This window comes from Pseudoalteromonas sp. S16_S37 (assembly GCF_014694405.1).
Classification (GTDB): Bacteria; Pseudomonadota; Gammaproteobacteria; order Enterobacterales; family Alteromonadaceae; genus Pseudoalteromonas.
Map to the genome: position 1 here is coordinate 98527 of NZ_JAAUWV010000002.1, position 17075 is coordinate 115601.

The 17075-nt window shown below is 40.0% G+C and carries 15 protein-coding genes; all 15 read right to left on the reverse strand.

Annotated features, from left to right (window positions below; all coding sequences use genetic code 11):
* Positions 1–11 precede the first annotated feature (11 nt).
* The gene (locus tag HC733_RS01445; RefSeq protein ID WP_190363280.1) at positions 12–1289 is read right to left on the reverse strand and encodes a nucleotide sugar dehydrogenase; all 1278 of its coding nucleotides are present in this window, start codon (positions 1287–1289) and stop codon (positions 12–14) included.
* Complete coding sequence (wecC, locus tag HC733_RS01450; RefSeq protein ID WP_190363281.1) at positions 1286–2551, reverse strand: UDP-N-acetyl-D-mannosamine dehydrogenase; 1266 nt, start codon at positions 2549–2551, stop codon at positions 1286–1288. The genes HC733_RS01445 and wecC overlap by 4 nt, the downstream gene beginning before the upstream one ends.
* 60 nt (positions 2552–2611) lie before the next feature.
* A complete protein-coding gene (gene wecB, locus HC733_RS01455) occupies positions 2612–3727 on the reverse strand; it encodes a non-hydrolyzing UDP-N-acetylglucosamine 2-epimerase (RefSeq protein WP_190363282.1) in 1116 nt (371 codons plus the stop codon).
* Positions 3728–4035: 308 nt separating this feature from the next.
* Positions 4036–6270 carry a polysaccharide biosynthesis tyrosine autokinase gene (locus tag HC733_RS01460; protein ID WP_190363283.1) on the reverse strand — a complete coding sequence of 745 codons (2235 nt, stop codon included), beginning with the start codon at positions 6268–6270 and terminating at the stop codon, positions 4036–4038.
* 14 nt (positions 6271–6284) lie between these two features.
* Positions 6285–6719 carry a low molecular weight protein-tyrosine-phosphatase gene (locus tag HC733_RS01465; protein ID WP_190363284.1) on the reverse strand — a complete coding sequence of 145 codons (435 nt, stop codon included), beginning with the start codon at positions 6717–6719 and terminating at the stop codon, positions 6285–6287.
* 11 nt (positions 6720–6730) lie between these two features.
* The gene (locus tag HC733_RS01470; protein ID WP_190363285.1) at positions 6731–7846 is read right to left on the reverse strand and encodes a polysaccharide export protein; all 1116 of its coding nucleotides are present in this window, start codon (positions 7844–7846) and stop codon (positions 6731–6733) included.
* A 642-nt stretch (positions 7847–8488) separates the two neighbouring features.
* Positions 8489–8968: a transcription/translation regulatory transformer protein RfaH gene (rfaH, locus tag HC733_RS01475; protein WP_190363286.1), complete on the reverse strand. Its 480-nt coding sequence runs from the start codon at positions 8966–8968 to the stop codon at positions 8489–8491.
* Positions 8969–9127: 159 nt separating this feature from the next.
* The gene (locus HC733_RS01480; protein ID WP_190363287.1) at positions 9128–10294 is read right to left on the reverse strand and encodes a nucleotide sugar dehydrogenase; all 1167 of its coding nucleotides are present in this window, start codon (positions 10292–10294) and stop codon (positions 9128–9130) included.
* 53 nt (positions 10295–10347) lie between these two features.
* A complete protein-coding gene (locus HC733_RS01485; RefSeq protein ID WP_190363288.1) occupies positions 10348–11247 on the reverse strand; it encodes a hypothetical protein in 900 nt (299 codons plus the stop codon).
* Positions 11248–11494: 247 nt separating this feature from the next.
* On the reverse strand, positions 11495–12424 hold the full coding sequence (locus HC733_RS01490; protein ID WP_190363289.1) for a hypothetical protein: 930 nt from the start codon (positions 12422–12424) through the stop codon (positions 11495–11497).
* The gene (locus tag HC733_RS01495; protein ID WP_190363290.1) at positions 12421–13215 is read right to left on the reverse strand and encodes a glycosyltransferase family 2 protein; all 795 of its coding nucleotides are present in this window, start codon (positions 13213–13215) and stop codon (positions 12421–12423) included. The genes HC733_RS01490 and HC733_RS01495 overlap by 4 nt, the downstream gene beginning before the upstream one ends.
* A gap of 13 nt (positions 13216–13228) precedes the next feature.
* Positions 13229–14230, reverse strand: coding sequence for a glycosyltransferase family 2 protein (locus tag HC733_RS01500; protein WP_190363291.1), 1002 nt, complete (start codon positions 14228–14230; stop codon positions 13229–13231).
* Positions 14230–15477, reverse strand: a complete 1248-nt coding sequence (locus HC733_RS01505) for an O-antigen translocase (protein WP_190363292.1) — start codon at positions 15475–15477, stop codon at positions 14230–14232. Before HC733_RS01505 ends, HC733_RS01500 begins: the two co-directional genes overlap by 1 nt.
* Positions 15474–16586 (reverse strand): DegT/DnrJ/EryC1/StrS family aminotransferase, encoded by a 1113-nt coding sequence (locus HC733_RS01510; protein WP_190363293.1) that lies wholly within the window; start codon positions 16584–16586, stop codon positions 15474–15476. Before HC733_RS01510 ends, HC733_RS01505 begins: the two co-directional genes overlap by 4 nt.
* A gap of 24 nt (positions 16587–16610) precedes the next feature.
* Positions 16611–17075, reverse strand: a complete 465-nt coding sequence (locus HC733_RS01515) for an acyltransferase (RefSeq protein WP_190363294.1) — start codon at positions 17073–17075, stop codon at positions 16611–16613.

The following is a 17075-nucleotide window of genomic DNA, read 5'->3' on the forward strand; positions in this document are numbered from 1 at the left end:
CAACTAGCTCCTTAAAGTCTAATATCTGCTTCTGATGGCTTTAACACATGCTTAACGTCATACAGCACATGATTTTCTTTTCCGAATGAACGCAGTTTTTTTTCGCCCATTTTTTTCAACCCTGAGTGATCTACAGCAAGTACAATACCATCATACTTACCTTCTTCTAACTCTGTGATCAGGTCGATACCATATTCATGCTTAACTTCACCTGGGTTTGCCCAATCATCGTAGACATCTACCGTCATGTTAAAGTCTTTTAACTCTTTAACGATATCTATAATTTTAGTATTACGAACATCTGGACAATCACCTTTAAAGGTGAAACCGAGAATAAGCACTTTAGCTTCATCAATATGAATTTTTTTGCTCGCCAACTTCTTAACCAGCTGAGTAGCAACATACTCGCCCATGCCATCATTGATACGACGACCAGCTAAAATTACTTCTGGTCGGTAGCCGACTTCTTGCGCTTTGTATGTAAGATAATAAGGATCAACACTTATGCAATGTCCACCAACTAAACCTGGCTTGAATTTTAAGAAGTTCCACTTTGTACCAGCGGCATTCAATACTTCTTCCGTATCAATACCTAAGCGGTTAAAGATTTTCGCAAACTCATTAATAATCGCGATATTTAAATCACGCTGAGTGTTCTCAATCACTTTTGCAGCTTCTGCTACTCTAATCGAGCTTGCTTTATGCGTGCCAGCTTCAACAATTGAGCCATATAAAGCATCTACAAAATCAGCAACCTCTGGTGTTGAGCCTGATGTGATTTTCATGATTTTTGTAAGTGTATTAACTTTATCACCTGGGTTAATACGTTCTGGCGAATAACCTGCAAAGAAATCTTCGTTGAACTTCAACCCAGATACTTTCTCAATGATTGGCAAACAGACTTCTTCTGTCGCACCGGGGTACACTGTAGACTCGTAAATTACCACATCACCTTTAGCAACAAACTCACCCAGCATTTCTGAGGCTTTTTGTAACGGTCTTAAATCAGGTGCATTATTGTCGTCGATTGGCGTTGGCACGGTAACAATGTAAACCGTACTATCTGCAAGCTCACTCTTGTTACTTGCAAAGCGCAGTGATGCTGCAGCTTGAAGCGCCTCATCGGTCACTTCCAATGTTGAGTCATGACCAGATTGCAACTCTTCTACACGCGCTGAGTTAATATCAAACCCTAGCACATTAAATTTCTTTGATAACTCAACAGCCAATGGCAAACCGACATAACCTAAACCTATGATGGCAATTTTAGTTTCTTTTGTTAGATTCATGACCAAATCCCCTTCGTATCAACAATCAAGCCCTTAGGTGCTGTAATTTTTTTAAACTGCTTATGATCAACTAACATTACATGAATATCCGCCTCTTCAACTGCAAGCTCAAGATTAACCAATTTAGAATTGCCGAGTTCTTTATGATCGTAATCAATGTTGGGCTCGACGACTAAGGTTTGACCTTGATGCATTTGTGAAATACTGTGCATAATTAACATCGCGGGGCTTTCTCGTAAATCATCAATATCAGGCTTAAACGCCAAGCCATAACAAGCTACAGTAACATCTATAACAGTTTTACTTGGATTATTCTGTAAGAAATCGGAAATTGCTAATTTGACTTTGTTTATTACCCAGTCAGGTTTTGAATCATTTACTAGGCGTGCAGTGTGTATGACCCGTGCTTCATCTGGTGTTTTACTTACGATAAACCAAGGGTCAACTGCAATACAGTGCCCACCTACACCAGGACCTGGTTGTAAAATATTAATGCGAGGGTGACGGTTGGCTAGCGAAATAAGCTCCCATACATCTATATCTAGCTTATCGCAAATAATGGATAGCTCATTTGCGAAGGCTATTTGAACATCCCTACATGAATTTTCAGTTAATTTAGCCATTTCTGCAGTTCGTGCATTTGTCGTAACACATTCACCTTCAACAAAAGTTTTGTAAAGTTCAATCGCCGTTTCTGAGCATTTAGCTGTCATACCACCGATTACGCGGTCATTTTCAACTAATTCACGTACCACGTGACCAGGCAATACTCGTTCAGGACAATGTGCAATACGAATATCAGAGCTTTCATCATGTGTTTGCGGGAAAGTTAAATCACCTCGAGCTTCAGCTAACCATTCAGCCATTTGCTCTGTAGCGCCCACAGGTGATGTTGACTCGAGTATTACTAAGTCACCCTTTTTTAAAACTGGTGCAATTGCTTTTACGGCCGCTTGAATATAAGAAAGATCTGGCTCAGGAATATCAGAGTCATTATTTTTAAATGGTGTTGGTACTGCAATTAAAAAAGCATCTGCTGGTTTGGGAGTAATTGTAGCCTTTAAATAACCTTCTTTAACCGCAGCGTGAACAATCATATCAAGCTCAGGTTCTACAATATGAATTTCACCACGGTTAATAGTATCTACTGCATTTTGGTTTACATCGACGCCAATTACTTTCTTCTTGCGGGAGGCAAACATTGCTGCAGTTGGAAGCCCAATATAACCAAGACCTATTACTGAAATTGTTTCAAAAGACATGATATCCCTTTTTATAAATTCTGTAAGCTGTAAGCAAAAAATTAAAAACTAACTTTTTTATTAACTAGCTAAAATATCGCAAATGCGTTTACATGCTTCACCATCACCGTATGGATTGTGCGCCCTGCTCATTTCGGCATAACTTGCTTCATTCGTAAGTAACTCGGTGAGTGATGATGTTATTAGCTCGACGTCAGTACCCACTAGTTTTACTGTACCAGCCTCAACCGCTTCTGGACGCTCAGTTGTATCACGCATAACTAGTACTGGCTTACCAAGGCTTGGGGCTTCTTCTTGAATGCCGCCTGAGTCGGTTAGAATGGTATGTGCACGATTCATTAAATACACGAATGGCAAATACTGCTGCGGCTCGATCAGGTGTATGTTGTTTACGTCTTTTAAAATACGATTAACTGGCTCTTGTACATTCGGGTTCAAGTGCACAGGGTATAGAATTTGCGTTTCTGGATGTACTTTCGCTGTTTTAGCTAACGCTTCGCAAATACGTTCAAATCCACCACCAAAACTTTCTCTTCGGTGACCTGTAACTAAGATAAGCTTTTTGCTCTCATCTAACATGGGGAATTGTGCAGCTAGAGCATTGCTTAGATCTGAGTCTGTTTCTATTTGATGCTTAACCATTAGCAAAGCATCGATCACGGTGTTACCCGTAACAAATATATTTTCCTCATGGTAATTTTCAATTAGCAAGTTTTGTTTAGAGGTCTCAGTGGGAGCAAAGTGGTATCTGGTAAGCGCCCCTGTAAGCTTGCGGTTTGCTTCTTCTGGCCATGGAGAGTATATATTGCCTGTACGCAACCCTGCTTCGACATGACCAACTGAAATTTGTTCATAATAAGCTGCTAAGCTTGCTGCAAATGTGGTTGCAGTATCGCCATGTACTAAGACCACATCTGGCTTAAACTCTTTAAATACTGGAGTAAGCTCTAATAAAATTCGGCTTGTCACTTCTGGTAGCGTCTGCCCAGCTTTCATTAAGTTTAAATCATAATCAGGTGTAATTTTGAATAACTCTAATACCTGATCTAGCATCTCTCTGTGCTGTGCTGTAACACATACTTTGGCATCGAAGCGTACATCTTGCTTAAGAGCGTGTACTAAAGGAGCCATTTTGATTGCTTCAGGTCTTGTTCCAAATACTGTAAGTACTTTCACAGAGTTCCCTTTTATTGTCTCTAACTGATTTATTTAGAAATGCCAATTGGATTTTAGGAGGCTTTACTTGTCTTATTCAGCCTCCCTATTTATAACGCCCTATATCTTCATGCAGAGCTATTATTCTTCGAAGTAAATTCGCAGTTGACTAACCTTGATTGGTTATCTTTCAATCTCAACATAAATGCCACTTTATACATATTGAGTTGTTATGTTGCATCAACTCCGGCTTGCTCTATGTCTCACAGTAACGACTCATCTTATCGGTCGTAACGTAAAGCCGTTACTACGAGTTGCGACATAACCTGCTATGCTTTGTCTGATTTGTACTCGTAGTTGTAATATCCATAATACCCATATGCATTGCTGGATTTACGAATGACACCGTTGAACACAACACCTTTTACATCAATACCATTTTGCTCAAAACGATTTCGTGTAATTTCTAGCTCTTTTGCATGGTTTTGACCAAAACGGGTTACTAGTAATGTTGTGCCTGCATGCGCACTCACAATAGCTGGGTCTGTTACCGCTAAGATTGGCGGTGTATCAACAATCACTAAGTCGTACATTTTGCTCACTTCACCAATCAACTTGCTAAAGTTTTCATGCATTAGTAGCTCTGAAGGGTTCGGCGGTATTTGACCACGAGTCATTACATCTAGCCCTTCTACTTGCGTGTGCTTAACGGTTTGAGCTAAGTTTAGGCGACCTGACAAATAATCACTTAAACCGTTATCCCACTTCATGCCAAACTGGGTCTGTAAATAGCCTTTGCGCATATCTCCATCTATTACAAGTACCTTTTTCCCACTTTGTGCAAGTACCGTTGCAAGGTTCACCGTAATAAATGATTTACCTACACCTGGGCTTGGACCTGAAATTGCTATAACGTTATTTTTAGCCTCTAGCATCGCAAAGTGTAGGCTTGTACGCAGGCTACGGAGTGCTTCAACAGAGAGGTCTGCTGGGTTATCAATGGCTAATATTGATTTGGCTTTTGCCGTTTTGCCTTTGCGCGCTTTGGCAAAGCCAGTCAGTTTTACTTGATAATCTGAGAATGGCACGCTTGCATACACAGGCATGCCTAACGCTTCTATTTCAGCTGGGTCTTCAATACCTTTGTGCAGCGCTTTTTGAATAAGCACCATAGCTACTGCTATCATTCCGCCAAGCATGGTTGCCATCACAACGATTAGTGCTTTTTTAGGTTTGACCGGCTGGGTTGTATTTACCTCTGCGTAGTCAACAATACGCACATTACCCACCGTACCCGCACGCACAATATCTAGCTCTTGAGTTTTCCCAAGTAAGAGGGTGTAGATCTCGTTGTTTACTTCTACATCACGCTTTAAGCGCAACAGTTCACGCTGGGTTTCTGGCAGGCCTTGCACTTCACCAGCGAGTTCGTTGCGTTGACGTTTTACTGTTTCTATCTGCTCAACTACACCACGATACGAAGGGTGCTCGCGTTTAAATTTACGGCCGAGCTCTAATCGTTTTAAGTCTAGCTCTTGCAGTTTTGTTTCCAATATTACAATTTGCTCGAGTACTGCTTGCGTCTCTAAGCTTATATCGATAGATTCTTGTCGGATTTGATATTCATTAAAGGCCTTTTCAGCACGCTCTAAGTTGCGCTTAACATCTGGCAGCTGTACTTCTAAAAACTCTAAAGATTGTTGCGCCTCAGCACTATTACGCTCAACATTACGGCGTACATAAATACCAGCCACTTTGTCGAGTACTTTTTCTGCGTAAGCAGGGCTTTTATCTTGAAGCGCTAGGTTGATAATACCTGAATCCTTACCTTTTTCAGATGCAGAAATAGTACTTTGCAAGTCTAGTGTGGTTTGTAATCTATTACGCTTTACAATTGAAAACTCAGTACCAGGGCGCGCAATAAGCGTTTTAATGGTTAATTCAAACTGACCAGCTTGTACCTCTTCCCCTACTTTTCCCGCAAGCACCTCTTCACCGTTTTCATTTAATAAAGCAAAATTATCATCAGTTTGTGCTTGTAGAGTGAACTCAATCCCTTCTGCGCTTTTCGGTACTCTAAAGCGGTGAATTTCAACTTGTTCACCGCCCCATGCATAAGAGCTTGCGCCAAAGCTTGGTTCTGCAACTTCATCTTCAGTTTGTGCTACAAACTTACGGAAACTGCGGCCACCAAATAATGGAAATAGCTTGGGTTCAACGACTGTATCTAGGTTCAGTGTGTCTACGGTCTCACCTATAATACTTCTAGATTTAAGTAATTCAATCTCCGTTACCGCCGCCGAGGTACTCTCAAACATACCAGACATGTCGTCAAAACCGGGGACTGAACCGCCTTTCTCTTCAACTTGTACCATCGCTGTGGCTTGGTAGATTGGCGTGCTAAATATCGCGTAAGCTACGCCCAACAACATAAATAACGCAGTAACGCCAACAATAAACCATTTTGCATCAAGCAAGGCGCCAAATAGCGCCATTAAATCGATTTCTTGAGCGTCTTCTTTTTGGGACTTTTGTTGAGTAATTAGATTTGGCTGAGCATTCATATACTCACAATTCCTTATAAATACTGTTGCCAAGCGCCACAGGCGCTATCAATAAGCTCATATACGTGTGCAAACGCTTCTTTAGATTGTCGATATGGATCAGGGATTTCTTTATCTCCAATCCATTTACCAAGTAGAAAGGTTTTACCACGCGCTTGGGGATAACGGCTGCATAAATCATCTAAATGTCTATGCTCCATGACTAGGATTAAGCTATTTTGAGCAACCAGAGCACCATTGAGCTGGCGCCCTTGGTGAGGGCTCATGTCGATCCCTTGCGCCTTAGTGAGCGCTTGCGCCATTGCCTCGGCCGATTTACCTTCTAGCGCGGTCAAGCCCGCTGATGACACTTGAACATTCTTACCCGCTAATTTGCTTTTTAATACATATTCTGCGGTTGGACTGCGGCAAATATTACCCGCACAAACCATTAACACACTATCAAACATGAGTATTCACACTATTGGTTTTGGATATCTTGAATTGCGTCCACTGTTGACAGTGAAGGCAATAACAAGCTGATAACTTTGTTCCAACGAGCCAATGGCGCACTGGTTACATACACAATATCTTGTGCTTGCAGCTCAAATTGCTCTGCAAGAACTAGTGATGCAACATTGTTAGCATGAAGCTGATACACATCTGCCAGTACACCGTCTTTTTGTAGGTCGCGTTTACGCAATACAAAAACGCCGTTTGCGTCGGCTGTTCGCTCATTAAAACCACCCACATCAGTCAATGCCTCAGCAAGGCTTAACCCATAGCGATTCACATTTACCTTACCCGCTTTGATAACATCGCCAAGCACATACACGTTGCGTTTGTCATTGCGGCTCACATGTATGATATCACCATGCTGAAGCAAGCGGTTTTGCGATATATCGCCGCGAGCATAAAAGTCATCTAGCTGGATAACTTCAGTATTATCACCACGCGTAAATGTTACGGTTTCCCAATCAGCGCTTTCACTCAAGCCGCCCGCTTGATTAATTGCATCAATAAGCGTGACTGGCGTTTCAGTGATTGGATAAACACCCGGTTTGGTTACTTCACCTGTTACATACGCCTTTTGGCTTTTAAAGCCCACTACTTTTACATCAACTTGTGGGTCTTCAATAACACGGCTTAGTCTTTTTGCCAGCTCATCACGCAGCTCAGTGACGGTTTTACCTGCAGCTGGCACTTTGGGAGCATACGCGTAGGTAATAGTGCCATCAGCTTGTACACGAAAACCATCAAACTCAGCCGTTCTTTGTACAGCCGCCGGAATAGTTAACTCAGGGTGATCCCACACACCTATGGTGATCACATCACCCACCCCTAAACGGTATTCGTAATCAGATACATCAATACCTTCAAGCGCCGAGCGGTCTAACTCTTTGGCGCTTTTTATTTTATGCTCTTGAACTAGCTGAGAGTCAATGATGTGAATGTTTACTTTTTCTAAATCGCGCTCAAGGTTTGCAGTTTGTTGACCAGAGTTAATTCCTTCAAAGTGACCACCAGGTACGAGTGTGCAGCCACTCATTGCCAACAAAAGGCTACTAGCAATGATAGTTTTACAGCTTAACGCCATTGTGTCTTCCCAAAAAATGATAATCTTTTCTTTTTATTGCTTTTTATTTAATAGCAACCGAATTTAGTGCGTCAATTAAAGCATGCACGCCTACTGATCGCAAGTAGCGCACTAGGTGCAAAGCAGCTCTTAGGTAAGCTAGCTCAGCTTTAAACCTTTTAAGCGCTTACTTTAAAGTTACTCTTTACTACTGTTTTGCATGTTAAATTTATATATAACTCGACCTCAGTTGTAGAAGGTACAAAGATCCTGAAATAAGTTCAGAATGACAGCTTAGTTCTGGATGACAGCTTAGTTCAGAATGAGCACTTAGCTTCGCATAACCATAGAAGCCCTTAAACAAGCTCAGGGTGCACTGTCTGTAAAGCTTAGAGAAGGTTTCAGGCTGCATTGAGCCCTCATAGCACATCGCTTCAATCTTCTTTGGGTAACAGAGCAATATTAACACGCGTTCGTTTTATTAGTGCACGTAAACACTAGCTCAAGCCCAATTCAGGCACGCTTCCGCCCTTAGGTTTCAGCCCCTAAATGCTGATAATTTATCTGTTTTTGCCCTATTTTTTGCCTTATATAGGTTAAATTTAACCTGCCGCCAAACTATAAGCTATATAATTTTTATTACATCCAACTAAGATAAAAGTACTAACTTAGTTTTTGAATGTCATTATTTTGCGCAATAATCTCAACGTATTGATTTAATAACTTTATTAACAAAATACTTCGAGTGTCGCCATCGGCCTGCTGATATATCGCTTCTATATTCTTGTAACAACCACTTGATAGTGTGACTTGGTCGCCGCTTTTAAAATCGAATTGTTCCTCAACAGGCTGTCCTATACGAAGTTGGGCAATGATCTCTTGTGGGACGATTTGAATCCGCTCTCCAAAGCGAACAAAATCACTAACACCACGCGTGTATTTTATTGCAGAAAAATGAACAGAGTATGGATCAATATACACAAATAGGTATCTGGGGAACAAAGGCTGTATGATTTGTTTTGCAGCTGACGTTTTACGTCGTGTAAAAGTTGGGTAAAAAGCCTCAATCCCTTGTTGCATTATGTTTTCGCACGCTCTGGCTTCTTGTTTAGGCTTACAATACACTAAATACCATTGCTTCATGCAACTGTCCATTTTCTCTACTAAGCTACAACAGCCGAAATTATACGCATATGCCGCTTAGAGTCTAGCACAAAAGGCTTTATTGCATTTAAGTGCCCGATATGTGAACAAACTTTTTAATGAACACCGCACTTTTACCAAACCTAAGGTGTTATTATTTTAATCGCAACCAAATAAGTCTCGTGTATAAACCTTTTCTTGAACATCACTCAATTCTGCAACCATTCGATTTGAAACGATCACATCACTGATTTGTTTAAATTCTTCAAGATCAGCAACCACTCGTGAGTTAAAAAAGCGTGCTTCTGTTAGCACAGGCTCATACACAACCACCTCTATGCCTTTTGCTTTGATACGCTTCATCACACCTTGAATAGAAGATGCTCTAAAATTATCAGACCCAGCTTTCATAATAAGACGATAAATACCAACAACTTTTGGCTGTTTTTTTACAATAGACTCTGCAATAAAGTCCTTCCTAGTTGTATTTGCATCAACAATAGCTTGAATTATGTTGTTAGGTACATTTTGATAATTTGCGAGAAGCTGCTTAGTATCTTTCGGTAAACAATAACCACCGTAACCAAAAGAAGGGTTGTTATAATGATCGCCAATACGCGGATCTAAACAAACCCCCTTAATGATTTGTTTCGAATTCAAACCATGCGATTCAGCGTAACTATCTAATTCATTGAAATAAGCCACTCGCATTGCCAAATAGGTATTTGAGAATAGCTTTATTGCTTCAGCTTCGGTTGCATCGGTATATAGAACTTCAATATTTTTTTTGACGGCGCCTTGCTGCAGCAGTTCAGCAAATATGTTTGCTTGGACCGAATGATCTCCGATAACAATTCTTGAGGGGTATAAATTATCGTGCAATGCCCTACCTTCTCGTAAGAATTCAGGGGAGAAAATGACTTTTTTCAGCTTAACTCGCTGTCTTATTTTATTAGTAAAGCCAACTGGAACGGTCGATTTAATAATAACTGTCACATTAGGGTTGTATTGCTCAATAGCGCTTAGAGATGACTCGACAGACTCGGTATTAAAATAATTGGTATCTGGATCATAATCGGTAGGAGTTGCGATTATAACAAAATCAGCAGTGCTTATAGACTCTTCTAAAGCTTTGGTCACTTGAAGATTTAGCTTTTTATTTTTTAAATAGTCATCAATATCATCATCACAAATAGGAGAAACTTTCGCGTTCAACATATCTAGCCGCAGGTTATCAATATCGAAAACAGTAACTTCATTATGTTGCGCTAACAAAATAGCATTAGATAAACCAACGTAGCCACAACCAATAACTAAAATCTTCACACAAGCTTCCCCCATTCCTAAGTATTTACCAAAGTAAGAACTTAGCGTTACGGTTAAAAGTCACTTTTAATACACTTATTTGAATCAAGTTCTGCAGCTAACTTTTTCCTCTCTAATGCAAACCTATGAGGATACATTGTGGTTAATATCACCACAATACCAACCAACGCGTAAACACTGTTAATAGAACTAACTGACAAGCCATTTAAAAACAAAATTGCCAATACACTTAACCGCACTCTGCCAGTTACAAGACTAATTTTCATCAGATAGTTCAAAATAACAAAAACAATAAATAAACCCACAATACCATGATCAAATACTTGTCTAATCACATATGAGTGAAGAATAACAGAGTAACAAACTGTTGGATCTTTGGCGCTGAAAAGAGTTTTGTAGAATACTAGCCTGTCGCACACCACATCTGGTAATGCTGTTAAGGGGGCTGAGCCAAATAAAAAATTGAACCAAGTCCAATCTTTTATAGCAATTAAAAAACCTTGGGCAAACACCACCCTGTCGATGGAACTTACATCATCACCAGATAAACGGCTTGCTAAAACAGCAACAACGCCAATACCTATCACTCCTAAAACCATTAACTTCAATACGGTTTTAAAATCAAAAGTTCTAATAAGTAATAAAGTGAGCATGGCGAAATAGGAAACCACACCTGATCGAGAACCCGACATAAATACAACCAATGTCAATGTAATCCACTGCATGCCAGTAAGCTTTTTCTCAATTGACCACGCGGCAAGCGCAATGAACAATATAGTCATGATCTCAAAGTTATTTTCTGCAAATACACCTGGTCTTTTGAACGTTGCAAAAATAAACCACAGTATGTATTTACAAAAAAATATAACTAGTAAAGTATTAAAAAGTATGCGTATTTGCGCCTGGCTAAAAAGGCATTTCCCCGAAAAAAAGGCGAGTATTATAAGATACACATAAGATTTGTAAGCTAAAAAGTAGTCTTTGGGATGCGTAGCACCAAGGTATGACAGCGTGAAAGTATAAGCGATGTAACACAAACAACCGCATACGATAAACCACGCTCCAGCTTCCATTCTCTTTGCTAGCAATAATAGGCTAGTTAGCACCATCACCTCGAAAAGGGCATTGGTTGGTAGTGGGTTGTAATATGTGTAAGAGACAAAGCTAGCTAGCGACATTACAACGATAAAAAATAGATAGTTATTTTTTACCATCATATAATGATTCCATTGTTTTCACTGCGGCTTTGCCATCTAAACCATATGTTTTTGCTAGCTCTCTTGTTTTAGATTGCTTTTTTATCAACATGCTATAATTTTCGAGTACAAACATCGCTACGTCATTTGGTTGCTCAACCATGTAAATTCCATATTCTCGGAGTTTTTCCGCACCAAGTTCAATTTCTAAATCAAACGCTAAGCCGACACTTCTAGTTGTCACAACAATACTATTTGCCAACATAGCTTCTACCATGCAGTAGGAGTAAGTCTCGATGATAGAAGGTATCAGAACCACTTGAGCTTTAGCATAATGACTGAGCATTTCTTGGTAACTCAACTCACCATTTTCACGATTAGTAATTAAATGGTGGCACGAGCTAATTTGTACAAACCCTTTAATTTCCTCATACTTGCGATTAGGAAAAAAGAAATGAGTAACCTCTTTTTCGCTGTTAGTGTAAGGAAAGTCCGCACCGAAATGAATAATATCATTGTCGTTAGACTTTAAAGCTCTTGCCTGTAATTTAGATAAACAGAAAGTCTTGTTAGCTATAAAGATACATAACTTAGTAAGTTGTTTCGACGCAACTACACGCCGAGCAGTCTGTATTTGTCCTTTTAAAGCTTTGGGAAAAAGAGGCTCACCTTCATGAGGAATGAATACGACTCGCTTACCTAGCACCCTAAATATAGGTGCAAACAATAAGCACAAAAATACATAATTAATAACAACAGTGTGGCTTGCAATTCCTTGTTTGATTATACGAAAAATATCACCAGCCACAGTTTTAAGTGACTTTGAGAAAAATTCAAACTTGATATTTTCGCTTTCTTTTAGCTGCTCAGCGAGTAAACCTACCCCATTTTGCGAGCCAGTAGCAAAAGAAATGACTAGAACGCCTTTATTCACGATACCCGCTCACTTTTTTTAAGTGCTCGCTTAAGTGCAACAGCAGTAAAACTTAGTAATCGTCTAAACACCGCAGCCCATTTAATTATTCCCGAGGTATGCTTGCCAATCACCTTATAGTCTTCTTTCATCATACGCTTCATATTACTGGAAATACTACCGGCAACTTGTCTGTAAAAAGCGTACTGCCCGCCAATAATTCGCATTGTTTTATTTTGTTTTGCCGCCTTTAAGAAAAAGTCATGGTCTTCAATTACAACATCTTCTGAAAAGCCACCAAGTTCAACAAACGTCGAGCGCTTTATAGCACATCCAATAATGCTGTACTTTTCCCCAGCACGACTACCCCAGCCAAATAACACATCTTTGAAAGTAAGATCCATACTATCTCGATTATCGCTGAGCGAAAAATCAACCTCAGAGGTACGATGAAAGAATTTTACTGGTGAAAACACCACGTCAGCCCCTTCATTAAAAGGTTTTATTAACTGATGAACAAAGCCCTTACCTAATAAATCATCACCACCTAAAACAACTAACACATCGCCTTTAGCTAACGAGGCTGCACGATTCATTGTTTTGACTTGACGTTTATTTTCATCATTCTGATATACATGGATTCGTTCATCAGTTTGGGCAAAAGCTTTTAATACGTCAAAAGTGTTATCTGGTGAACAGTCGTCTATTGCTATGACCTCATCTTCAGCGCGGATCGCGGCCAATACACTAGAAAGAGTATCATTGACGAAATGCTGTTGATTATAAAAAGGAATAATAACTGTAAACTTCAAAATGACTTCCAAATTAACGTTTTAAAATACGTTTTAATAAAACAAACCCACTTGCTACGGACTTGAGCAAAAATCGACTCAACACAGAACAAGTAAGTAAACGCAAGTACAAAGGGCCGTATTGTATCACTTTTATAGAAAAAGTTTGTTTAATTATGTTTCTGCACTGCGAAATTAATGCTTCCACTTGTGTGATTTGTTCAGGTGTCATTCTTGGCTTATTTTCCGTCATAACGACATATCCTGCCCATACACAAACCATTAGCTGAGCACAAAACCTCGATTGCATTTGTTCAAACACACCTTTACTATCAAGCAAAGATTTTAGCTTCATTTGATTTTGCAATAACCCAAATCGTGCCATAGAAAATGACTTAGTTGACGAGTTTTGATGCTGGCGATAAAAATACCTACCGCTACTGAATGCAATACTCTGGCAGGTTAAAAACAATTCCCTTGTCGTCAATTCATCGCCGTGTAAATTAGATTCATCGTAACGGATATTTGAGAATATAGACGCTTTGTACATACCCACACCATGTAAGCTCCAATCTAGAGATAATTCAGTTGCTTCAAGTCCGCTTACAGTTCCTTGCACGGGCACATTTTTGAATTTACTCCGTTTTGAGCCGCCATCCCAGTAATAGAGATCAAATAAACCAGCATCGGCGTTAGAGTCCTGAATCGCTGTAAGTAGTTTTTCTATCGCATCTTCCGCCAAAGTGTCGTCGGAATCGACCATGCAAATGTAGTGACCAGTAGCAAATTCTAGAGCATGATTGCGAGCACTTGAAGCGCCACCGTTCTTTTTTGAAAATACTTTTACCTGCGGATAGCTTGTTGACAAATCTTGCAGCAATGTCAACGTATTATCTGTTGAGCCATCATCAACACATAGAATTTCTAAATTACGATAAGTCTGATTGATAACAGACTTTATGCTTTCCTGAAGAAACTCTTTTGCGTTATAGCAAGGCATTAATACCGAAACTAGAGGGGGTGAAGCATCACTCATTAGGGCTCCATTTTCTTCCAATGGTTATAAAAGACTGTCCACACAATAATCCCATAAGTAAAGTAAGTCATTGCATAGGCTTCAGATACGCCAACTAGGCCGTGAATATCGATCAGGTACATGGTTAAAAACGCAAAACCAAAGCTGGCAAAAATTTCACAAAAAGCATTCATTTTAAAGTAACCTTTCGCCAACATAAGTAATGCGCCTACATGACTTAAAATGCGGATCACATCACCAATAATTTGCGTTTTAAATAGCTGTTCTGCAGGTAAAAAATCATCTGTTGCAAGCAACAGGATCAAAAATTCTCTTAAACTATAAATAATCCCGCCACCGAGCACAGCCAAACACATTACAAGCAAAACAACTTGTAAAGTTGTATTTTTTAATTCTACTCTGCTGGTTGATTTAGATAGCTTTGGATAATAATAGACACCTAGTGCTGTAATCAGGATTGATAAATAAGCTGTGGATATATTCCATACTAATTGCCATTGCCCAGCAGCATCAATTGAAATACCCGAGGTTAACGAATCCCGAACCAGAATTAATGAAATGGGGCCAGTCAGCGCACCAACAAGTCCAAGTCCAAGATATTTAGCCATAACCTTGAGGTCCGTTTTTTCACTTGCCCCAAACCAGTTTTTCAATTTAAACCAAGGCTCTTTAAACACCCTTGATACTACAACAATTCCAGCAATTGCATTATTAATAGCCACGGCAGCCAAGCCGCCAATCAGCCCAAACGTATATATCATTAAGACTGCCGCTAAACAGGAAACCACCGTTGAAATCATCAGGGTTGTTATGTATTTGGCATGTTCCTCTCGGCCGTTAACCACGGCCAACAATAGAGCATTCGCGATGTTTAAAGGGAGCATGAATAAGACAAGAAGTATGACCCAATATAAAGCCGAGCTCTTGAATAAAAGATCTGCTAGGGAGCTTGAAGCTAAAACAATAACAGGCGCCATCACAACAAGTATAAAGCTAATTAGTCGTGTTGTTGCTCGCCAATACCGTGTAGGATTATCTCTAAATTCAGCCGTATAACGGGATACGCCCTGCGATAGCTGGTTACACATTACACCATTTAGGCCATTAACAAAGCTTTGCAATTGGCCAACTAACGCCACACCTTCCGTTCCGGCATACACAGCCACAAACTTTGATACAACAAAGCCCTTTACCATATTAAGCAAGGTGAGTAACCCGCTTAATATGGTAACGCTGAATAACTTCATAATGAGAAACTGTTTACCGCTTGGATAACTAGCTCTACTTGAGCATCCGTCATAGTAGGGTCTACAGGTAAAGATAGTACCTTACGATGTAAGTTCTCCGAAATTGGTAGCTCTAAGTGACTTAATTCTGGGTATGCTTGCTGTTTATGTGGAGGAATTGGGTAGTGAATTAAACACTGGACGCCTTGTTCCAATAAATAAGCTTGTAGCGCATCTCTTACATCTGTCTGAATAACAAATAAGTGCCACACGTGAGCTTCATCTGACGCCACATGTGGCAATCTGATATGTGCGTTGTCTATTTCACTGAGGTAACGTGCCGCAATGTCACGACGGCGTGCAATTTCATTATCAAGATGAGTTAGTTTGACTTTCAAAAATGCAGCTTGAATTTCATCAAGACGAGAATTAACTCCCTGATATAGGTTTTCATATTTCTTATGTGAGCCGTAGTTCCTGAGAGCAAAAAGCACATTTGCAAGCTCATCATCATTGGTTGTAATTGCCCCTGCATCACCTAACGCGCCTAAGTTTTTGCCTGGGTAGAAGCTAAATCCTGCAGCATCACCAAAACTACCTGCTTTTTTACCGTTAATTGTCGCCCCATGTGATTGGGCTGAATCTTCGATAACCAACAGCGCATGCTCCCTAGCAAACGCGCAAATAGCTTCCATCTCACTCAATTGGCCATATAAGTGCACTGCCATAACTGCTTTGGTTTTTCCACTCAGACTTGCAGTCATATTATTAACATCAATGTTAAATGTGTTGGGGTTTGGCTCAACTAAAACGGGCACTAAACCATTTTTTGAAATAGCAAGAATTGAAGCGATGTAGGTATTAGCAGGAACCAACACTTCATCACCCTTATTCAACTTACCCATTTCAAGCCAAGCTTGCAATGTAAGCGTTAGAGCATCTAAACCATTTGCCACGCCAATACAGTGCTTTGTTTGGCAGTATTGCGCAAATTCAGCCTCAAAGGACTCTAGCTCACTTCCACATAGATACCATCCAGATTGAATAACACGCTTTGCAGCTTGTTCTAGTTCACCTTGATACTGAGCATTAATAGCCTGTAAGTTTAGAAATGGGACTTGAATTGACATGATGGTACTCATTAAAAATAAAGTTTAGTTGTTGTGTTCTAAATAGCGCACTACGCGTGCGGGGTTGCCAATAACAACGGCATTATCAGGTACTGATTTTGTTACAACAGAGCCTGCGCCAATCATAGCATTGCAACCGATCTCGATACCGGGAAGAATCGTGGCATTCGCACCGATAGAAGCGCCTTTTTTTACCGTCGTTTTGGGAAACTGCTCTGGATACTGCTTTGAACGAGGCATTATATCGTTGGTAAATGTCGCATTTGGTCCAATAAACACATCATCTTCTATGCGTAAACCATTCCACAAATATACACCAGATTTGATAGTAACTCTGTCGCCGATAATCACATCATTTTCGATTAACGTATGAGCACATACATTAACATTTTTACCTATTTTAGCACCACTGAGCACAACGGCAAACTGCCATATGGTCGTGCCGTCACCAATGATATCGGTTTTAACATCTGCAAGAGGGTGGATCAT